The following is a 20,224-nucleotide window of genomic DNA, read 5'->3' on the forward strand; positions in this document are numbered from 1 at the left end:
GGGGGACCGCTCGGTGTGCCGCGCGCGGTCGACCGGCCGCGTGCCTCGGTTCAGGCCACGTCGAGGCCGAGGAGGTCGAGCACGCCCGCCAGGTCGGACACGGCCGTCACCCCGTCCGGCAGCGCGGGCCTGCGGACGACCACGACGGGCAGGCCCAGGCTCCTCGCGGCGCTCAGCTTCGCGGCCGTCGCCTCTGCGCCGCTGTCCTTCGTCACGATCACGTCGATGCGGTGTTCCCGCAGCAGCGCCGTCTCGTGGGCCTCGGTGAACGGGCCGCGGGCCAGCAGGAGGTCGGTGTGCGGCGGCATCGGCGGCTCGGGCGGCTCCACGGACCGTACGACGAAGTGCAGTTGCGTCAGGTGGGCGAAGGAGGCCAGTCCCAGCCGGCCGGTCGTCAGCAGCACCCGGCGTCCGAGGGCCGGGAGCAGTTCGGCCGCGTCGTCCAGGGACGCCGCCCAGTGCCAGCGGTCCCGGGGGCCGGGGCGCCAGCCGGGCCGCCGGAGTACGACGGCCGTCACCCCGGCGGCGGCTGCCGCCCGGGCGACGTTCGCCGTGATCGTCGCGGCGAACGGGTGGGTGGCGTCGACGACCGCGTCCACCGCGTGTTCCCGCAGCCATGCGGCCAGCCCGTCCGCGCCGCCGAAGCCGCCGACGCGGACCTCCCCCGCCAGAGCGCCGGGCCTGGAGACCCGCCCGGCGAGGGACGTGGTGACGCGGACTCCCGGGCGCGCCGTCAGATCGTCGGCCAGCAGGCGCGCCTCGGTGGTTCCGCCGAGGAGCAGGACGTGCGGGGACATGGGGACGAGCGTACGGGGACGTCGCGGGCGGACGACCACCGGGACCGGGGCGGCCCGGCGGGCCTGCTACCGACGACCGAGGGGCACGCGGGCACGCCGCTCCCGGGGCCACCGCACGGGGCGGCCCGAGGGCCGGAAGGGCGAACGGGAGACCGCACGCCCCCCGGCCGAACACCCCGCACACACGCCCCGGCCCCGGGACACCGCCGGATCCGGGCCCGTCGGCACCTCGGGGTCGGGGTGGGCCGGGTCGGAGCCCACGACGACCCCGCGGCCCCCTCGGGACCGTCGGGTGCGGTGGTCCCGAGGGGGCCGCGGGGTGCCCGTAGGGGTTCGGGGGACCGGCGTGTGCCGGGCCCGCCCGGACCGTCCGGTCGTCCGCGGCTGCGGTGGCGCGGCCGGGGAGGGCGGACCGGCTCGCGACGCCCGGCCCGCGCCTGCGGCCGCCGTCTACCGCAGCAGCAGTTGGAGGCCGCCGGCCACCGTGGCCACGATCACCAACTGCTCGAACAGGCGCTGGTTGATCCTGACCACAGCCCATCTGCCGAACAGCGCCCCCGGCACCACGAACACCACGAGCGCGGCGTCCAGCAGCAGCGAGCGGCCGTCGATCAGCCCGAGTCCGGCGCTGAAGGGCACCTTGGAGACGTTCACGATCAGGAAGAAGAACGCCGACGTACCGAGGAAGCCCAGCTTCCGGAATCCTGCGGACAGCAGGTACATGGACATCACCGGGCCGCCCGCGTTGGCGACCATGGTGGTGAAACCGCCGAGGACGCCGTAGGAGCGGGCCCTGGCGCGGCCGGCCCGCGTGGTGACGGCGTCCGGTACGTCCCCCGCTCCGGCCGTGCGGCGGCGCCACACCGTCACCGCGGCCATCAGCAGCAGGATCACTCCGATCGACGTCCGGACGACCGCGTCGTCCGCCCGCATCAGGAACAGCGCGCCGAGGACCACGCCCGCCGCCACCGCCGGGAACAGCCGCCACAGTGTGGGCCAGTGGGCGTGTCGCCGGTAGGTGAGGACGGCCAGCACGTCCCCGGCGATCAGCACCGGCAGCAGCACCCCGGTCGAGGCGCGGGCGGGCAGCACCGCCGCGAAGATCGCCAGGCTGACCGTGTTGGCGCCGCTGACCGCGGTCTTGGAGAAGCCGACGAGGAGGGCCGCGAGGGCGAGGGCGGCGAACTCCGGGCCGGTCAGGTGCCACAGCGTCATCGTGTTCATGCGGACACCGATGCTATGTCCCGCCGTCCGGTCCGCGCAGGTTCCGCCCCCTGCGGGCGACCGGCTCCGGGGCCGCCGGGACGCCACCGGCGCGCAGCGTCCCGACGACCGGCGTACTGCGCCCGCGGCCCCCCGCGCGGGGCGCCGTCAGGGTGCGCTCAGTGCCGTTCGACGAGGACGGCGCTGCCCTGCCCCACGCCCACGCACATGGTCGCGAGCCCGCGCTCCGCGCCGGTGCGGCGCATGCGGTGCAGCAGCGTGGTGAGGATGCGGGCGCCGGAGCAGCCGAGCGGGTGGCCGAGCGCGATGGCGCCGCCGCTCGGGTTGACCAGGTCGGGGTCGATGCCGAGCTCGTCGACGCAGGCGAGGGCCTGCGCCGCGAACGCCTCGTTGAACTCGGCCTCCTGGACGTCGCCGATGCTCCAGCCCGCACGGCGGAGCACCTTGCGGGTGGCGGGGACCGGGCCGATGCCCATCACGTCGGGGTGGACTCCGGCAGAGCCTCCCGCGACGTACTGGCCCATGGACTCCAGGCCCAGGTCGTTCAGGGCCTCCTCGCTGACCAGGATCAGGCCCGCGGCACCGTCGTTCATCGGGGAGGCGTTGCCCGCGGTCACCGTGCCGCCGGCGCGGAAGACCGGCTTCAACCTCGCCAGCTTCTCGGGGGAGGTGTCCTCGCGGATGCACTCGTCCGCGTCCACGACGGCCCCGTCCGGGCGCTCCACGGGCAGGATTTCGTCGTCGAAGTGGCCGTTCTTGCGGGCCAGGGCGGCCAGCCGGTGGCTGCGCAGGGCGAACTCGTCCTGCCGCTCGCGTGTGACGCCGTGGCGCTCGGCGACCTCCTCGGCGGTCTCCCCCATCGACAGCAGGCCGTGCAGCTCCTGCATCGCCGGGTTGACCAGCCGCCAGCCGAGCCGGGTGTCGGCGGTCTCCATGCGGTGCGGCAGGGCCTCGTCGGGTCGGGGCAGCACGAACGGGGCGCGGCTCATCGACTCCGAGCCGCCGGCCACGACGATCTCGGCCTCGCCCGCGGCGATGGTGCGGGCGGCGGCGGTGACCGCTTCGAGGCCGGAGGCGCACAGGCGGTTCACGGTGGCGCCCGGTACGGTCTCGGGCAGCCCGGCGAGCAGCACGGCCATACGGGCGACGTTGCGGTTGTCCTCGCCGGCCTGGTTGGCTGCGCCCCAGTACACGTCGTCGATCCGCGCCGGGTCGAGTGCGGGCAGGTCGGCGACCAGGCCGCGGACGACGGCGGCGGCCAGGTCGTCGGGCCGTACGGAGGACAGGGCTCCGCGCAGTTTGCCGATGGGCGTGCGGCGGGCAGCCGCGAAGTGGACGGGACGCACGAGGAGGACTCCTGACCGACGACGCTGTGGACCAGCGAGCTCTTAATTAGCACTGCTAGTTTTGGACTATAGACCGCCCGGCGGCTCCCTGGGAAGATCCTCCGGGAACCTTCACCGCCCCAGCCGGAGGAGACGAGGAGACATGGCCGACAGCCGCGAACACGTGCTGGAGGGAACCCGCGGCACGCTCGTCGTGCGGGAGTGGCCCCACGAGCGGCCCCGGTACGTCGCCCTGGTGGTGCACGGCTACGCCGAGCACGCCGGACGCTACGGGGACCTCGCGGACGTCCTGGTGGCGCACGGCGCGGCGGTCTACGGCCCCGATCACGTCGGTCACGGCCGATCGGCGGGCGAACGGGTGGTGATCGAGGACTTCGAGGACGTCGTCACCGACGTGCACGCGGTCGCGGAAGTGGCACACGCCGCGCATCCCGGCCGCCCGGTCGTGGTGATCGGCCACTCCATGGGCGGCCTGATCGCCGCCCGCTACGCCCAGCGGTACGGCGACGGCCTCGCCGCACTGGTGCTGTCCGGCCCGGTGATCGGCGCGTGGGAGACACCGGGGCGGCTGCTCGCCGAGGCCGAGGCGCACGGAGAGGTCCCCGACATCCCCGTCAACCCCGCCGCGCTGTCCCGCGACCCGGAGGTGGGGGCGGCGTACGCGGCGGATCCGCTGGTGTGGCACGGCCCGATGAAGCGCCCCACGCTGGAGGCGTTCCTGCGCACGCTGGAGACGGTGGCCAAGGGCGGGGACGTGGGCGCGCTGCCCGTGCTGTGGCTGCACGGAGACGACGACCGGCTGGTCCCGCTCGCCGGGAGCCGCATCGGTGTGGAGCGGTTGAGCGGGGGCGCGCTGACCGAGCACATCCACGCAGGCGCCCGGCACGAGGTGTTCCACGAGACCGACAGGGACGTGGTCCTCGGCGAACTGCTCCGCTTCCTGGACGGCGTCCTCGCCGCCTGAGTCCCCGGAGGCCGCCGGATCGGTCCCGGATGTCCCGGGCAACCGCGGCGGCTGCACGGAGCGCTTGCGGCACGCCGCCCGAGCGGGCGAGGACCAGGGGCGGATCTTCCCCGGGTGCGCCCCGGGGACCCCTCCGCCGTCGGGCCCCCGGCCCTCCGCACGCCCCTCCGGGACGGCAAGGCCCTTGCACACCTCGGCGAGGAACGGCTCGTCGGTGCGCTCCACGTACGTGGACCGCTTGCCCCAGACGTCGGCGCCGACGTCCGCGCCGCCCGCCGCCCGCCGCCCGGGTGCGCGCCGCACCCGCGATCCGGGCGGCGACACCCGGTTCCAGCGGGTCGCTGCTCAGTTCGACGCCGTCGCGCACGGCGTAGGTGCCGTTCTCGGCGATGAACACCATCCCGTCGGCGGCACCCTCGAACTCCCGGGCCAGAGTGGCGTACTGCCGTCCGCTCGCCGGGCAGAACAGCACCCCGCGCTCGCGCGGCAGCCGCAGCGCCTCCGGCAGGCCCTCGGGGGCGTTCTTGTCGTCGTCCAGAAGGGTGCCGTCCATGTCGGTGACGACGAGCCGGATGTCGGGGCGGGGCTCACCGGCGCGGGGCCGGGGCGCGTGCGGCTCCGGTGCGGTGGTCAGGGGCGGGAGGGAGTAGGGCATGTCCAGCTTTCGGTCACGGTGACCACCTCGTCACCCTGACCGGGGCCCGGTTCTGCCGGACACGCCGATCACCGGGCGGCACAATGGGGCGGGCCGGCCCAGCCCGTCGAGGAGGACGCATGACCACCCTTGCCGACCCCGTACCCGGCGGACGTCCGGGGGACGTGGCCCGCGCCACCGCCCTCGGCGGTGAACTCGCCGGGCGGGGAGTGCAAGGGATCGTGCTGTCCTACGTCGACACCGCGGGCGTCTGCCGGGTGAAGACGGTCCCGACGGCGAAGCTCGCCTCGGCGGCGGCCTGGGGCATCGGCATGTCCCCGGTGTTCGACACGTTCCTGGCCCACGACACCATCGTCTCCACCGGCGTGCTCGGTTCCCCCGACGGAGATCTGCGCCTCTACCCGGACCTGGACGCCCTGGTGGCCCTGTCGGCGCAGCCGGGCTGGGCGTGGGCGCCGGTCGACCGGATCACCCAGGACGGCCACCGGCATCCGGGCTGCAGCCGCACCGTGCTGCGCCGGATCGTCTCCGAGGCCGCCGAGCGCCACGGCCTCGCCTTCAAGGCGGGCATCGAGATCGAGTGGGCGTACGGACGCGGCGACGTGCCGGACGACGTGTTCGTGCCCGCGACCGCGGGTCCGGCGTACGGCGCCGTCCGGCAGGTCGATCTGAGCGAGTGCACCGCCGACCTGCTGGCCGCGCTCGCCGCCCAGGGCGTGGAGGTCGACCAGCTCCATCCCGAGTACGCAGCCGGGCAGTTCGAACTGTCCACGGGCGCCCTGGACCCGGTGGCGGCGGCCGACCGCAGCGTGCTGGTACGGCAGACGGTCCGCGCGGTGGCCCGGCGGCACGGGCTGCGGGTGTCCTTCGCCCCGGCCGTCACCGCCGACGGCGTCGGCAACGGCGGCCACGTCCACCTGTCCGCCTGGCGCGACGGCGCCAACCTGCACTCCGGTGGCGCCCGCCGCCACGGCATGACCGGCGAGGCGGAGTCGTTCACCGCCGGGCTCCTGGCCCGCCTGCCGGCCCTGACCGCGGTGACGGCGCCGAGCCCGTCCAGCTATCTGCGGCTCAGGCCCTCCCGGTGGGCGGGCGTGTTCACCGCGTGGGGGCTGGAGACCCGCGAGTGCGCGCTTCGGGTGATCACCGGGACCGCGGGACGCCGGGACCAGCAGGCCAACCTGGAGGTGAAGCCGGTCGACCTGGCCGCCAACCCCTATCTCGCGCTGGCCTGTCTCCTCACCTCCGGCCTGGACGGCCTGTCCCGGGGCGCCGCGCTACCCGGGGAGGTGACCGGTGACCCGGCCCGGTTCACCGAGCAGGAGGCCGCGGCCCTGGGCGTCGGGCGGCTGCCGGTCTCCCTGGCCGAGGCCGTCGCCGCCTTCCGCGGCGACGAGGTGCTGCGCGCGGCGCTCGGACCGGTCCTGGCGGATGCCGTGACGGCGGTGCGCGAGGGCGAGATCGCCTCCGTCGAGGGCCTGGACGACGATCAGGTGGCGGCGGCCTACCGGTGGACCTACTGACGTGGGCGGCGCCGTTCACGAGGAACTGACCGCGCTGCCGCTGGTGGACCACCACTGCCACGGCGTGACGACCGGGCCCCTGGACCGCCCCGGCTTCGAGGGGCTGCTCGGCGAGGGCGGCCGATGGCCGGGCAGCGGTCTGTCGCCCTTCGACACGCCCCTCGGTCTCGCCGTGCGCAGACACTGCGCGCCCCTGCTGGACCTGCCGCGGCACACGCCCGCCGAGGAGTACCTGGCCCGGCGCGCGGACCTGGGCGCGGCGGAGGTCAACCGGCGTTTCCTGCGGGCCGCGCACACCTCCGTCCTGTGCGTCGACACCGGATACGCCCCGGCGGGCGCCACGTCCCCGGGGCAGCTGGCGCAGGCGGCGGACGCGGTGGCGCACGAGGTCGTACGGCTGGAGACCGTCGCCGAGGCCGTCGCCGCGCGGGGCGTCGAACCGGACGCCTACCCGGAGGCGTTCCGCGCGGCGGCCGAGGAGGCCGTGCGCCGGCCCGGTGTGGTGGCGGTGAAGTCGGTGGCCGCCTACCGGACCGGCTTCGCCCTCGACCCGGCCCGCCCCCCGGACGCGGAAGTGGCCGCGGCGGCCCGGCGCTGGCTCGCGCACGGCGGCGGGCGGCTGGCTGATCCGGTGCTGGAGCGGCATCTGCTGTGGGCGGCCGTCGACCTCGGGCTCCCGCTCCAGTTGCACGCCGGGTTCGGTGACGCCGATCTCCGCCTGCACCGGGCGGACCCGGCGCTGCTGACCGACTGGCTGCGCCTGACCGCCGGAACGATTCCGGTGCTGCTCCTGCACTGCTGGCCCTACCAGCGGCAGGCGGCCTACCTCGCGGCGGTGTTCGAGCAGGTCCATCTGGACGTCGGGCTGACGCTCCATCACGTCGGGCCGGCCCGGGCGCGGGCCGTCCTCGCCGAGGCGCTGGAGATCGCCCCGTTCCGCAAGCTGCTGTACAGCTCGGACGCCTGCGGGCCGGCCGAGTTCTACGCGCTCGGCGCGCTGGCGTTCCGGCAGGGACTGGCCGGGCTGCTGCAGGACCTGGTCGACGCCGACGAGACGGACCTGCGGGACGCGCTGCGGATCGCCCGGTGGGCGGGAGCGGAGAACGCCCGCCGGGTCTACCGGTTCTCCGATGTCTCCTGAAAGTATGATCAAGCAATGTCTGACATGACCGAAACCACGCCCGGTTGGCTGTCTTCCGACGACCTGGAGCTGGCGCGTGCACGGATGCCGATCCTGTACGTCGAGGCCGTACCCGTGCGGGTCGACGACAGCGGCGAAGTCACCAGCATCGGACTGCTGCTGCGCATCGGGCCGGACGGAACGGTCAGCCGAACGCTGGTCTCCGGCCGGGTGCTGCACCACGAGCGGGTCCGCGACGCCCTGCTGCGCCACCTGGAGAAGGACCTCGGCCCGGTGGCGCTGCCCCGCATCCCGGCGTCGCTGCAGCCGTTCACAGTGGCGGAGTACTTCCCCACGGCCGGGATCACGCCGTACCACGACCCGCGCCAGCACGCGGTGTCCCTCGCCTACGTCGTGCCCGTGACCGGGGACTGCCGGCCCCGGCAGGACGCCCTGGACCTGGTCTGGTTCAGTCCGCAGGAGGCCGCCTCGGCGGCGGTGCAGGGCGAGATGCCGGGCGGCCACGGTTTCCTGCTCAGGCAGGCCCTGGCCCACCTGGGTCTGCCGCACTGACCCGGGCGCCGCGAGGCCGCCCGGGTCGTCCGCGTACGGCGGAGGCCGCCCGCTCGCGGACGAACGGGCGGCCTCCGCGCCGGGGTCCCGCGCACGGGGTGCGCGGGACGACCGGGATCAGGCCAGGTCGAACCGGTCGAGGTTCATGACCTTGTCCCAGGCGGCGACGAAGTCCTGGACGAACTTCTCCTTCGCGTCGTCGGCGGCGTAGACCTCGGCGACGGCCCTCAGCTCGGAGTTGGAGCCGAAGACGAGGTCGGCACGGGTGCCGGTCCACTTCAGCTCGCCCGTGGCGGCGTCCCGGCCCTCGAACGCGGTCTGGTCCTCGCTCGTCGCCTTCCACGTCGTGCCCAGGTCGAGCAGGTTGACGAAGAAGTCGTTGGTGAGGGTCCCGGGCGCGCCGGTGAGGACGCCGTGCTGCGACTGCTGGTGGTTGGCTCCCAGCACGCGCAGGCCGCCGACGAGCACCGTCATCTCGGGGGCGCTCAGGGTGAGCAGGTTGGCCCGGTCGAGCAGCAGGTACTCGGCCGGCAGGCGGTTGCCCTTGCCGTGGTAGTTGCGGAAGCCGTCCGCGCCCGGCTCCAGCGCGGCGAAGGACTCCGCGTCGGTGTGGTCCTGGGTGGCGTCGACGCGGCCCGGGGTGAAGGGCACCTCGATGTCGAAGCCGGCGTCCTCGGCGGCCTTCTCGACGGCGGCGCAGCCGCCGAGGACGATCAGGTCGGCGAGGGACACCTTCTTGGCACCGGTGTCGAACTCCGCCTTGACGCCGTCGAGGGTGCGCAGCACCTGGGCGAGCCGGTCGGGGTCGTTGACCTCCCAGGTGCGCTGGGGCTCCAGGCGGATGCGGGCGCCGTTGGCGCCGCCGCGCTTGTCGCTGCCGCGGAAGGTGGAGGCCGACGCCCAGGCGGTGGAGACCAGCTCGGCGACGGTCAGCCCCGAGTCGAGGAGCTTGGCCTTCAGGGCCGCGATGTCCGAGGCGCCGATGACCTCGTCCTCGCGCTCCGGCAGCGGGTCCTGCCACAGCAGGGTCTCCTCCGGCACCTCCGGGCCGAGGAACAGCGACTTCGGGCCCATGTCGCGGTGGGTCAGCTTGTACCAGGCGCGGGCGAAGGCGTCCGCGAACTCCTCCGGGTTCTCGTAGAACCGGCGGGAGATCGGCTCGTAGATCGGGTCGAAGCGCAGCGACAGGTCGGTGGTGAGCATCGTCGGGAGGTGCTTCTTCGACGGGTCGTGGGCGTCGGGGACGACGGCCTCGGCGTCCTTGGCCACCCACTGCTTGGCTCCGGCCGGGGAGTCGGTCAGCTCCCACTCGTAGCCGAAGAGGTTCTCGAAGAAGTTGTTGCTCCACCGGGTGGGCGTGGTGGTCCAGGTGACCTCCAGGCCGGAGGTGATGGCGTCACCGCCCTTGCCGGTGCCGTAGGTGGACTTCCAGCCCAGGCCCTGCTCCTCCATGGAGGCCGCCTCGGGGTCGTTGCCCACCTGGTCGGCGGGGCCGGCGCCGTGGGTCTTGCCGAAGGTGTGGCCGCCGGCGATCAGGGCGACGGTCTCCTCGTCGTTCATCGCCATGCGGCGGAACGTCTCGCGGATGTCGCGGGCCGCGGCGATCGGGTCCGGGTTGCCGTTGGGGCCCTCCGGGTTGACGTAGATCAGGCCCATCTGGACGGCGCCGAGCGGGTTCTCCAGCTCGCGGTCGCCGGTGTAGCGCCGGTCGTCGAGCCAGGTGGTCTCGGGACCCCAGTAGACGTCCTCCTCCGGCTCCCAGACGTCCTCGCGTCCGCCGCCGAAGCCGAAGGTCTCGAAGCCCATCGTCTCCAGCGCCACGTTGCCGGCGAGGATCATCAGGTCGGCCCAGGACAGGCTCCGGCCGTACTTCTGCTTCACCGGCCACAGCAGGCGCCGCGCCTTGTCGAGGTTGGCGTTGTCCGGCCAGCTGTTCAGCGGGGCGAACCGCTGCTGGCCGGCCCCGGCGCCGCCGCGGCCGTCGCTGATGCGGTAGGTGCCGGCGCTGTGCCAGGCCATGCGGATGATCAGCGGACCGTAGTGGCCGAAGTCGGCGGGCCACCAGTCCTGCGAGGTGGTCAGCACCTCGGCGATGTCCCGTTTCACGGCCGGAAGGTCGAGGCTGCTGAACGCCTCGGCGTAGTCGAACTGCTCACCGAGCGGGTTGGCCGCGGGCGGGTTCTTCGCCAGGATCTTCAGGTTGAGCCGTTCGGGCCACCACTGGCGGTTGCCGCCGCCCTGAGTGGGGTGCAGGGCACGCCCGTGCGCGACCGGGCAGCCGCCCTCACCCTCGCTCTTGGCGTCGGTGACGATCGCATCGGGGTTCTCAGCCATGGGATTCCTTCCGGACTAGGTGGATCTAGGTACTCAGGAAGTGCTGGCAGTGGAGCAGTCGGGGCACACACCCCAGTAGATGACCTCGGCCTCGTCGATCGCGAAGCCCCGGTCGTCGGCCGCGGTCAGGCACGGTGCGTGACCGACCGCGCAGTCGACGTCGACGACGGCACCGCACGACCTGCACACGAGGTGGTGGTGGTTGTCGCCGACCCGCCCCTCGAACCGCGCGGGGCTGCCGGGCGGCTCGATGCGGCGCACGAGTCCCGCGGCGGCGAGAGCGTGGAGAGCGTCGTACACCGCTTGCAGGGAGATGTGGCCGACACGTGTGCGCACCCCGGAGGCGATCGCCTCGACGCCGAGGTGGTCACCGTCCCGGACGGTTTCGAGCAGCGCGACACGGGCGGCCGTGACCCGCAGGCCGGCTCCGCGCAGCTCGTCGGCCGTGGTCGCAGGCTGGGATGCGGTCATACCGACGAACCTACCCTCAAAAACACGAATGATTCAAGGAAACAAACGATACAAGTCTAGTGTCGTGTCACGGACACGGGGGCGGGAATCCGGTCACGCACCGCGCCCCCTCCGCATACGTACCGCGACACGCCGCCGTTGTCCCGCAGGCACGGCGAGGGCCGCCCTCCCGGTGCCGGGAAGGCGGCCCTCCGTTCCTTCCCGTCCGTGCCGAGCGGCGGCGCCCCCGTCACCGGCCGACACGCCGCGAACGGTTGCGGTCGCCCCTCCGAGCCGGGATGGCCGGACGCGGTCGGCCGGTGCGGATGAAGGGCGGGGCTGGGGCGCCGAACAGGCCGCCGGGTGAGTGCGGAGCCCTCGGTGGTCGCGGCGGGGGTGACGGCGAGGCCACTGTTCCGGGCGACCAGCCCGTACACATGGCCGCCGTGGGACCGGAGGGAGAACCTCTGGTCGGACTTTCCGGAGTCGCAGGGCCACCGGACAGCGGCGGCGCCGGGCGCGGTGGAGGTACAGCGGACGTCCAGGCACAGGCGGGCACGGCGAAGGCCGCTCCGGATGCCTCCGGAACGGCCTTTGATGTGTGACTCTCACGAGTCGGGACGACAGGATTTGAACCTGCGACCCCTTGACCCCCAGTCAAGTGCGCTACCAAGCTGCGCCACGTCCCGCTGCCCGCCTGACCTGGGGATTCCCCGGCCGAACGCGCAGAGAAACCATACCGCACTCGGACGGGTGGTCGCGCGCACCTTTCCGGGGCGCACGGCGACGCCTGCCGCGGCCGAGCCGTCGTCCGGTCCCCGGGCATCGCCGGGGCTGCGGGCCGCATCCTTCCGGGGCGCGGGGGCGTCCCTCGGGGGCCGGCAGCCGGAGCCCCCTCCGCTCCGGCTGCCGACGCCGAGAACGGATCATGCCAGGGGGCACCGACAGCAGAGGAAGCACCGACGCCCCCTGGCCCCGACGCCCCGCCGCCACCGCTCGCACGCGTCAGTCCGTCGGGTGCCCCAGGGCCGGGTGGGCCTCGTGGAGCCGCGGCGGCGCGGCCTGCCGCCAGGAGTCGGCGAGGATGTCACGCAGTTCCTCCTCGTCCTCCAGGACCGCCAGGCGGGCCCGGACCCAGGCGAACTGCGCCTCGTGCCCGGCGATCCAGAACTTCTCCGGCTCGGCGAGGACCAGTTCGTCGCGCTCCTCCTTGGGACAGCGCACGGCCATGGAGGTCTCGTCCTCGGGCAGGGTCGCGAACATCTTCCCCGCCACCCGGAACGTGGGCATGCTCCAGGCGGTCTTCTCGGTCGTGTCCGGCAAGGACAGGGCGATACGGCGTACGTCTTCGGCATCCGGCATGCTCCGCACCGTAGTCAATGCCACTGACATGCGCCCGGCCCGCCCGTCCCCGTCCCCGTCCGGCCGATCAGGCCCGCCCGGCCGATCGGGCCCGTCAGGCGCCGACGTACTGGGCGAGATGCCGGCCGGTGAGCGTGGAGCGGTCGGCGACCAGGTCGGCGGGCGTCCCCTCGAAGACGATCCGGCCGCCGTCGTGGCCGGCGCCGGGGCCGAGGTCGATGATCCAGTCGGCGTGCGCCATGACCGCCTGGTGGTGCTCGACGACGATGACCGACTTGCCGGAGTCCACCAGCCGGTCCAGCAGGCCGAGCAACTGCTCGACGTCGGCGAGGTGCAGGCCGGTGGTCGGCTCGTCGAGGACGTAGACACCGGCCTTGTCGCCCATCCGCGTGGCCAGCTTCAGCCGCTGACGCTCGCCGCCGGAGAGGGTGGTGAGCGGCTGGCCGAGGCTGAGGTAGCCGAGGCCCACGTCGGCCATCCGCCGCAGGATCCTGTGGGCCGCGGGGGTGCGGGCGTCACCGGCGGCGAAGAACTCCTCCGCCTCCGACACCGGCATGCCGAGCACCTCGCTGATGTCCCGGCCACCGAAGCGGTACTCCAGCACCGACGCCTGGAACCGCCGGCCCTCGCACTCCTCGCACGGCGTGGCGACGCCGGCCATCATCGCCAGGTCGGTGTAGACGACGCCGGCACCGTTGCAGGTGGGGCAGGCGCCCTCGGAGTTGGCGCTGAACAGTGCCGGCTTGACGCCGTTGGCCTTGGCGAAGGCCTTCCGGATCGGGTCGAGCAGTCCGGTGTACGTGGCCGGGTTGCTCCGCCGGGAGCCGCGGATCGGGGTCTGGTCGATCGTCACCACTCCCGCGTCGGAGGGGATCGACCCGTGCACGAGAGAACTCTTGCCCGACCCGGCGACGCCGGTGACGACGGTCAGTACCCCGAGCGGGATGTCGACGTCGACGTCGCGCAGGTTGTGGGTGCTCGCGCCGCGCACCGCCAGGGTGCCGGTGGGCTTGCGGACGGTCTTCCTGACCGCCGCGCGGTCGTCGAGGTGGCGGCCGGTGACGGTGCCGCTGGCCCGCAGGCCCTCGACGGTGCCCTCGAAGCAGACGGTGCCGCCCGCCGAGCCCGCGCCGGGACCGAGGTCGACGACGTGGTCGGCGATGGCCACGACCTCCGGCTTGTGCTCCACCACGAGCACGGTGTTGCCCTTGTCCCGCAGTCGCAGCAGCAGGTCGTTCATGCGCTGGATGTCGTGGGGGTGCAGGCCGGTGGTGGGCTCGTCGAAGACGTAGGTGACGTCGGTCAGGGACGAGCCGAGATGGCGGATCATCTTCACGCGCTGCGCCTCGCCGCCGGACAGCGTGCCGGAAGGACGGTCGAGGGCCAGGTAGCCGAGGCCGATCTCCACGAACGAGTCGAGGGTCTGCTGGAGGGCGGTCAGCAGCGGCGCCACCGAGGGGTCGTCGAGCCCGCGGACCCATGCGGCCAGATCCCTGATCTCCATGGCGCAGGCCTCGGCGATGTTGACCCCGCCGATCCGCGAGGACCGGGCCGCCTCGCTGAGCCGGGTGCCGTCGCACTCGGGGCAGGCGGTGAAGGTGACCGCCCGGTCCACGAAGGCCCGGATGTGCGGCTGCATCGCCTCCCGGTCCTTGGCCAGGAACGACTTCTGGATCTTCGGGATCAGCCCCTCGTAGGTGAGGTTGACCCCGTTGATCTTCACCTTGGTCGGCTCGCGGTGGAGGAAGTCGTGCCGTTCCTCCCTGGTGTAGGCGCGGATCGGCTTGACGGGGTCGAAGAAGCCCGACTCCCTGATGACCCGGACCACCCAGCCGTCGCCGGTGTAGCCGGGGATGGTGAACGGGTCCTCGGCGAGCGACCTGGAGTCGTCGTACAGCTGGGTGAGATCGATGTCGGAGACCGTGCCCCGGCCCTCGCAGCGGGTGCACATCCCGCCGGTGCGGCTGAAGGTGACCTTTTCCGTCCGGGTCTTCTCGGCACCCCGGTCGACGGTGAAACCGCCGCTGGCGCTGACCGAGGCGACGTTGAAGGAGAACGCGCCGGGCGGGCCGATGTGCGGCGCGCCGAGGCGACTGAAGAGGATCCTCAGCATGGCGTTGGCGTCGGTGGCGGTGCCGACCGTGGAACGGGGGTCGGCCCCCATCCGCTGCTGGTCGACGATGATCGCGGTGGTCAACCCGTCGAGGACGTCGACCTCGGGTCGGGCCAGGTTCGGCATGAAGCCCTGCACGAAGGCGCTGTAGGTCTCGTTGATGAGCCGCTGCGACTCTGCGGCGATGGTGTCGAACACCAGCGAGCTCTTGCCCGAGCCGGAGACTCCGGTGAAGACGGTCAGCCGCCGCTTGGGGATCTCGACGTCGACGTCCTTGAGGTTGTTCTCGCGGGCGCCGTGCACGCGGATCAGATCGTGGCTGTCGGCGGCGTGCGGCTCCGGTACCTGCGCGTCCGGCCTCGTGGCCCTGGTCATCGACTCTCCCTGTCGCCTCGGGTCGCAGCTCGGTGGTGACTGGCTCCGGTCACGCTAGCGGCGGTGGCGCGGCCCGCGCTTCTCCATTACTGACGGGCTTCCTTCAGGACTGACGGGAGCCCGTTCCGTCGGCCTCCGGCTGCCGCCGGCGGACCGGCCCGATCGCCTTGTAGTAGAGCGTCGTGGGCTTGAGGACGCCTCCCGGGTCGGCCGCGTAGTCGGGGATCACGCCCGCACGGGTCCAGCCCGCGGCGGCGTACAGGCGCTCGGCGGGGCTTCCGGTCTCGGTGTCCAGGTGCAGGAGGGAGACGCCGGCGACGGCCGCCGCCTCCTCGGCGGTGGCCAGCAGGGTGCGGCCCAGCCCCCGTCCGCGGGCCTGCGGACGGACCATGAGTTTGACCAACTCGGCGCGGTGGCGGCTGTTCGGCTTGTCGGCGAAGGCGAGGCCGACGGTGCCGGCGACCGCGCCGCCGTCCCCCGCCGCCCACACGGCCAGCCGACCCGCGGCCACCGCATCGGCGCGCTCCTGCCACCATGCCAGCGCAGCGACGCGGTCGAGCGGCGCCAGGAAGCCGACCGAGGCGCCGTCGGCCACGGTGTCGGCCAGCAGATCCGCGAGCGGACCGGCGTACTCCCGCAGCCCGGACGCGTCGAGCCGTCGCAGGATCACGGCCGCACCACCGCCAGCAGGTACCGTGCCTCGGCGTCCGCCACGCTGCGGAACCGTGTGGGACCCCACACCCGCATCCGCAGGCAGTCACCGGCCTCCAGCAGGTGCGCCACGTGCTGCTCCGTGACCTCCAGTGCGCCTTCCAGTACCCAGACGTGCTGTTCCAGGCCGGCCACGGGAGGCCGGTCGTAGGCCAGGTCGGCACCCGCGGCGAGGCGGCCCTCCACGAGCTCGCCGCGCAGTCCTGCGTGCGGCGGCGACACCGCCCGCCGTACGAAACCGCCTGCACGGTCCTGCCACACCGGCTGCTCGGCGGCCCGTAGCACCGGGGCGGGCTTCGCCTCGACCTCGCTGAGCAGCTGGGACATGGTCCGCCCGTACACGTGGCACAGGCGGTTGAGGACGGCGGCGGTGGGGCTGGTCTCGGCGCGCTCGGCGCGGGACAGCGTGGACCGGCTCACCCCGCTGCGCTCGGCCAGCTCGTCCAGGGACCAGCCGTGCCGGGCCCGCAGCTCGGCGAGACGGGCCGCGAGACGGGCGTCGACGGGGTCGGGCTCGGGGGTGGAAGAGCCCTGCTCGGGCGGGACGGGATCGCTTCTCATGTACGGGACGGTATCCCGGATGTGAGACAGCCGGATTACGCCCGCCTCACGCCCGCGCCGCCTCCTCCAGGGCGTCGAGCACCGGGCGGATCAGCGGATGCTCCTCGGCACCCCGGCGCACTGCCGCGAAGACGCGCCGGGTCGGCGCCACGCCGTCGACGGGGCGCACCACCACTCCGGACAGATCCATGCCGCGCAGCGCGGAGCGCGGGACGAGCGCGACGCCCGCGTCGGCCGAGGCGAGGGCGACGACGGCGCGGAAGTCGTCGGAGGAGTGCTCCAGACGGGGCTGGAAACCGGCGTTCTCGCAGGCCAGGACGACCACCTCGTGGCAGGGGTTGCCGGGGTAGGGGCCGATCCACGGGTCCTTGGCCAGGTCGGCGAGCGGCACTTCGGCCGCGTCGGCGAGCCGGTGGTGCACCGGGACGACCGCGTCGAACGGCTCGGCGTACAGGGGGACGTGGGTCAGGCGCGGGTCGTCGGCGGGCGGCGCCCCGCGGTACTCGACGGCGACGGCCACGTCGACCTGCCGGTCCAGCACCATCGGCAGGCTGGCGTCACCCTCGGCGTCCTGGACGCGGATGCGGATCCCGGGCGCCGCGACGGCCAGGCGCGCCAGTGCCGGGGCGACGACCAGGGCGATGCCGGTGGCGAACGCCGCGACGGTGACCGTGCCGGCCTGGCCGGAGCCGTAGGCGGCCAGCTCGGACTCGGCCCGCTCCAACTGGGCGAGGACCGCGTTGGTGTGGCTCAGCAGGATCTCGCCGGCCGGGGTGAGCCGTACCCCTTTGGCGCTGCGCTCGACCAGGCGGTGGCCGGTCTCCTGCTCCAGGGCGGTCAACTGCTGGGAGACCGCCGAGGGGGTGAGGTACAGCGCGGCGGCAGCCGCGGTCACCGTGCGGTGGTCGGCCACCGCACGGAGGATGTGGAGCCGCCGTGCCTCGATCATCGGACCGATTATCTCAAGGCGCCGGAGCGCTTCAGTCCCCCAGCTCCGCCCGCGCCGCCACGAAGGCGTCCACGGCCCGGTCGACGTCGGCCGTGGAGTGCGCGGCGGACAGCTGGACGCGGATGCGGGCCTGGCCCTGAGGGACGACCGGGTAGGAGAAGCCGATCACGTACACGCCGCGCTCCAGCAGCAGCTCCGCCATCCGGCCCGCGCGAGCCGCGTCGCCGATCATCACGGGGGCGATGGCGTGGTCGCCGGGCAGGACGTCGAAGCCCTCCTCGGTCATCCGGCGGCGGAACAGCGCGGTGTTGTCCGCGAGGCGCACCCTGAGGTCGTCGGCGGACTCCAGCAGGTCCAGGACCTTCAGCGACGCCGCTGCGATCACCGGGGCGAGCGTGTTGGAGAACAGGTACGGCCTGGAGCGCTGGCGGAGCAGGGCGACGATCTCGGCCCGGGCGGCGACGTAGCCGCCGGAGGCGCCGCCGAGCGCCTTGCCGAGGGTGCCGGTGATGATGTCGACGCGGTCCATGACGCCGTGCAGTTCGGGCGTGCCGCGGCCGGTGGGGCCGACGAAGCCGACGGCGTGCGAGTCGTCGACCATGACCATCGCGTCGTAGCGGTCGGCGAGGTCGCAGATCTCCCGGAGGGGCGCCACGTAGCCGTCCATGGAGAAGACGCCGTCGGTGACGATCAGGCGGCGCCGCGCGCCGGACGCCTCCTTCAGCTTCGCCTCCAGGTCCGCGAGGTCCCGGTTGGCGTAGCGGAGGCGGCGGGCCTTCGACAGGCGGATGCCGTCGATGATGGAGGCGTGGTTGAGAGCGTCGGAGATGACCGCGTCCTCCTCGCCGAGCAGCGTCTCGAAGACACCGCCGTTGGCGTCGAAGCAGGAGGAGTACAGGATCGTGTCCTCCTGGCCGAGGAACGCCGACAGTCGCGCCTCCAGCTCCTTGTGCACCTCCTGGGTGCCGCAGATGAAGCGCACGGACGCCATGCCGTAGCCCCAGCGGTCCAGGGCCCGGTGGGCGGCGGCGACCACGTCGGGGTGGTCGGCGAGGCCGAGGTAGTTGTTGGCGCAGAAGTTGAGGACCTCGCCGGGACGACCGCCGGCGGTGACCTCGACGGTCGCGGACTGCGGGGTGCCGATCACCCGCTCGGGCTTGTGCAGGCCGGCGGCGCGGATCTCGTCGAGGGTGGCGCGCAGGTCGTCGCGCACGGTGTCGAACATGGGACAGCTCCTTGGAATGCTGGTGGCGTACGCGGTGGACTCAGGCGGTCCAGTCGAGGATGACCTTGCCGCCCTTGCCGCTGGCCGCGTCGGCGAACGCCGCCTCGAAGTCGCGGTGGCCGTACCGGCCGGTGATCACGGGGGCGAGGTCGAGGCCGCCCTCGAGGAGCACGGTCATGGCGTACCAGGTCTCGTACATCTCGCGGCCGTAGATGCCCTTGATGGTGATCATCGAGGTGACGATCCGCGACCAGTCGACGGGGAACTCCTGGGCCGGCAGGCCGAGCATCGCGATCCGGCCGCCGTGCGTCATGTTGGCGATCATGTCGCGCAGCGCCTCGGGCCGGCCGGACATCTCCAGGCCGATGTCGAAGCCCTCGCGCAGGCCCAGTTCGCGCTGCCCGTGGGCGATCGGCGCGCGCGTCACGTCCAGCGCCAGGCTCACGCCGACCTTGCGGGCCAGGTCCAGCCGCTCCTCGCTCACGTCGGTGATGACGACGTTGCGGGCCCCGGCGTGCCGGGCGACGGCGGCGGCCATCAGGCCGATCGGGCCGGCGCCGGTGATCAGCACGTCCTCGCCGACGAGCGGGAAGGAGAGCGCGGTGTGCACGGCGTTGCCGAACGGGTCGAAGATCGCCGCCACGTCGAGGTCGACCGGCATCCGATGGACCCAGGCGTTGGAGGCGGGCAGGGCGACGTACTCGGCGAACGCGCCGTCGCGGCCGACGCCGAGTCCGACGGTGGCCCGGCACAGATGGCGGCGCCCGGCCAGGCAGTTGCGGCACTTGCCGCACACCAGGTGGCCCTCGCCGCTGACCAGGTCGCCGGCCTTGATGTCCGTGACGTCGCGGCCGGTGTCGACGACCTCGCCGACGAACTCGTGCCCGACGACGAGGGGGGTGCGGATCGCCTGCTGGGCCCAGCCGTCCCAGGACCGGATGTGCAGGTCGGTGCCGCAGATGCCGGTGCGCAGCACCTTGATGAGGACGTCGTCGGAGCCGACTTCGGGCTCCGGGACGTCCGCGAGCCACAGCCCGGGTTCCGCCTTCTGCTTGACCAGCGCCTTCAACGCTACGGCTCCTGTGGGTGCGTTCCCGGGTGCGGGCATGCCGAGAGAGCCCGTGCCCGGGAGGGAAGTGGAATCGTGGAGCAATCTGCCGCACGTCGGGCGCCGCGGTCCATCGAGGTTTTCTTAAGCGCCGCCTCAGCTTTCCTTCACACCCACTGACCTGCACCGACAGAGGCGTTCCGGCCCGGTCGGGGCGGCGCGCCGACACGCTCGGTGGAGCCCCGGACGCGCCCGTTCCGTCGGCCGGCGGGGCCGTTCACGGGGGCAGGCCGTCGGCAGCACTGCGCTCCAGTCGGGCGACGAGGTCCGCGGCCGACGCCTTGATCGCGGCCAGGCCGTCCCTGCCCCAGGGCCGGGGCGTGGTGTCCGCCACGCTCACCGTGCCGAGGACGGTGCCGGTGCTGTCGATGAGCGGGGCACCGAGGTAGGAGCGGATGCCGAAGTCGTCGACGACCGGGTTGCCGGCGAAGCGGGGGTAGTCGCGGACGTCCTCCAGGGCGAGGGCGCGACGGCGGACGACGACGTGCGGGCAGTAACCGTGGTCCCGCGGCAGGGTGCGGCCGAGTGCGGGGCGGGGCGTACCGCCGGGGGGCGGCGGGGGCGGGGCTGGTGCGTGCAGGCCCGCGAAGAACTGCCCTCCGTCGTGCGGGAAGTTGACCACCGCGTACGGCGCCCGGCTGAGGTCGGCGAGGTGGTGCGCGAAGGCGTCCAGGGCCGGTTCGGATCGCCGGCCCAGGCCGAGTGCGTGCAGCCGGGCCAGCCGGGCGGGGACGTCCCGGTCCTCCGGGGTGAGCAGCAGCCGACCGGCCGGGCGCGGTGGGTCGTAGCTCATGCCCGGGCTCCGGGCTGGTGGACGTGGCGCATGTACGGGCT

At 73.5% G+C, this 20,224-nt stretch carries 18 protein-coding genes, 1 tRNA gene and 1 pseudogene; 4 read left to right on the plus strand and 16 right to left on the minus strand.

What is annotated here, in order from left to right:
- Positions 1 to 50: 50 nt before the first annotated feature.
- The 3 genes from JS756_RS02550 to JS756_RS02560 form a co-directional block, all read right to left on the minus strand.
- Positions 51 to 797: a cobalt-precorrin-6A reductase gene (locus tag JS756_RS02550; protein WP_205381217.1), complete on the minus strand. Its 747-nt coding sequence runs from the start codon at positions 795 to 797 to the stop codon at positions 51 to 53.
- 450 nt (positions 798 to 1,247) lie between these two features.
- Positions 1,248 to 2,021 carry a sulfite exporter TauE/SafE family protein gene (locus JS756_RS02555; protein ID WP_205381218.1) on the minus strand — a complete coding sequence of 258 codons (774 nt, stop codon included), beginning with the start codon at positions 2,019 to 2,021 and terminating at the stop codon, positions 1,248 to 1,250.
- Positions 2,022 to 2,179: 158 nt separating this feature from the next.
- Positions 2,180 to 3,367 carry a thiolase family protein gene (locus tag JS756_RS02560; protein ID WP_205381219.1) on the minus strand — a complete coding sequence of 396 codons (1,188 nt, stop codon included), beginning with the start codon at positions 3,365 to 3,367 and terminating at the stop codon, positions 2,180 to 2,182.
- Positions 3,368 to 3,509: 142 nt separating this feature from the next.
- On the opposite strand from JS756_RS02560, the gene JS756_RS02565 reads away from it, so the two are divergent.
- Positions 3,510 to 4,331: an alpha/beta hydrolase gene (locus tag JS756_RS02565; protein WP_205381220.1), complete on the plus strand. Its 822-nt coding sequence runs from the start codon at positions 3,510 to 3,512 to the stop codon at positions 4,329 to 4,331.
- A 183-nt stretch (positions 4,332 to 4,514) separates the two neighbouring features.
- On the opposite strand, the pseudogene JS756_RS02570 reads toward JS756_RS02565, so the two are convergent.
- Positions 4,515 to 4,986 (minus strand): annotated as a pseudogene (locus JS756_RS02570) (HAD family hydrolase); the annotation flags it as partial.
- A gap of 119 nt (positions 4,987 to 5,105) precedes the next feature.
- Here JS756_RS02570 and JS756_RS02575 point away from each other — a divergent pair.
- From JS756_RS02575 to JS756_RS02585, 3 genes are read left to right on the plus strand one after another with little or no spacing between them, the layout of a single operon-like run.
- The gene (locus tag JS756_RS02575; RefSeq protein ID WP_205381221.1) at positions 5,106 to 6,509 is read left to right on the plus strand and encodes a type I glutamate--ammonia ligase; all 1,404 of its coding nucleotides are present in this window, start codon (positions 5,106 to 5,108) and stop codon (positions 6,507 to 6,509) included.
- A gap of 1 nt (position 6,510) precedes the next feature.
- A complete protein-coding gene (locus JS756_RS02580; protein ID WP_205381222.1) occupies positions 6,511 to 7,650 on the plus strand; it encodes an amidohydrolase family protein in 1,140 nt (379 codons plus the stop codon).
- A 24-nt stretch (positions 7,651 to 7,674) separates the two neighbouring features.
- Positions 7,675 to 8,202: an NUDIX hydrolase family protein gene (locus JS756_RS02585; protein ID WP_205381300.1), complete on the plus strand. Its 528-nt coding sequence runs from the start codon at positions 7,675 to 7,677 to the stop codon at positions 8,200 to 8,202.
- 117 nt (positions 8,203 to 8,319) lie between these two features.
- Here the strand turns inward: JS756_RS02585 and katG are convergent, their stop codons facing one another.
- The 12 genes from katG to JS756_RS02645 form a co-directional block, all read right to left on the minus strand.
- Positions 8,320 to 10,536, minus strand: coding sequence for a catalase/peroxidase HPI (gene katG / locus JS756_RS02590; RefSeq protein WP_205381223.1), 2,217 nt, complete (start codon positions 10,534 to 10,536; stop codon positions 8,320 to 8,322).
- Positions 10,537 to 10,569: 33 nt separating this feature from the next.
- A complete protein-coding gene (locus JS756_RS02595) occupies positions 10,570 to 11,007 on the minus strand; it encodes a Fur family transcriptional regulator (RefSeq protein WP_205381224.1) in 438 nt (145 codons plus the stop codon).
- A 56-nt stretch (positions 11,008 to 11,063) separates the two neighbouring features.
- Positions 11,064 to 11,585 carry an RICIN domain-containing protein gene (locus JS756_RS38010; RefSeq protein ID WP_205381301.1) on the minus strand — a complete coding sequence of 174 codons (522 nt, stop codon included), beginning with the start codon at positions 11,583 to 11,585 and terminating at the stop codon, positions 11,064 to 11,066.
- Positions 11,586 to 11,601: 16 nt separating this feature from the next.
- Positions 11,602 to 11,675: transfer RNA gene (locus JS756_RS02605), tRNA-Pro, on the minus strand.
- Between the two features lie 316 nt (positions 11,676 to 11,991).
- A complete protein-coding gene (locus JS756_RS02610) occupies positions 11,992 to 12,348 on the minus strand; it encodes an MmcQ/YjbR family DNA-binding protein (RefSeq protein ID WP_205381225.1) in 357 nt (118 codons plus the stop codon).
- A 94-nt stretch (positions 12,349 to 12,442) separates the two neighbouring features.
- Positions 12,443 to 14,836: an ATP-binding cassette domain-containing protein gene (locus JS756_RS02615; RefSeq protein WP_205381226.1), complete on the minus strand. Its 2,394-nt coding sequence runs from the start codon at positions 14,834 to 14,836 to the stop codon at positions 12,443 to 12,445.
- 103 nt (positions 14,837 to 14,939) lie between these two features.
- Positions 14,940 to 15,506: a GNAT family N-acetyltransferase gene (locus tag JS756_RS02620; RefSeq protein WP_307790244.1), complete on the minus strand. Its 567-nt coding sequence runs from the start codon at positions 15,504 to 15,506 to the stop codon at positions 14,940 to 14,942.
- Positions 15,503 to 16,108 (minus strand): helix-turn-helix domain-containing protein, encoded by a 606-nt coding sequence (locus JS756_RS02625; RefSeq protein ID WP_205381227.1) that lies wholly within the window; start codon positions 16,106 to 16,108, stop codon positions 15,503 to 15,505. The genes JS756_RS02620 and JS756_RS02625 overlap by 4 nt, the downstream gene beginning before the upstream one ends.
- Positions 16,109 to 16,154: 46 nt before the next feature.
- Positions 16,155 to 17,057, minus strand: coding sequence for a LysR family transcriptional regulator (locus JS756_RS02630; RefSeq protein ID WP_205381228.1), 903 nt, complete (start codon positions 17,055 to 17,057; stop codon positions 16,155 to 16,157).
- A 31-nt stretch (positions 17,058 to 17,088) separates the two neighbouring features.
- Positions 17,089 to 18,282 carry a glycine C-acetyltransferase gene (locus JS756_RS02635; RefSeq protein WP_205381229.1) on the minus strand — a complete coding sequence of 398 codons (1,194 nt, stop codon included), beginning with the start codon at positions 18,280 to 18,282 and terminating at the stop codon, positions 17,089 to 17,091.
- 40 nt (positions 18,283 to 18,322) lie between these two features.
- Positions 18,323 to 19,351: an L-threonine 3-dehydrogenase gene (gene tdh, locus JS756_RS02640; RefSeq protein WP_205381230.1), complete on the minus strand. Its 1,029-nt coding sequence runs from the start codon at positions 19,349 to 19,351 to the stop codon at positions 18,323 to 18,325.
- Positions 19,352 to 19,607: 256 nt separating this feature from the next.
- On the minus strand, positions 19,608 to 20,183 hold the full coding sequence (locus tag JS756_RS02645) for a GAF domain-containing protein (RefSeq protein ID WP_205381231.1): 576 nt from the start codon (positions 20,181 to 20,183) through the stop codon (positions 19,608 to 19,610).
- Positions 20,184 to 20,224 lie beyond the last annotated feature (41 nt).

The sequence above is a fragment of the Streptomyces actuosus genome (assembly GCF_016921115.1).
Classification (GTDB): Bacteria; Actinomycetota; Actinomycetes; order Streptomycetales; family Streptomycetaceae; genus Streptomyces; species Streptomyces actuosus_A.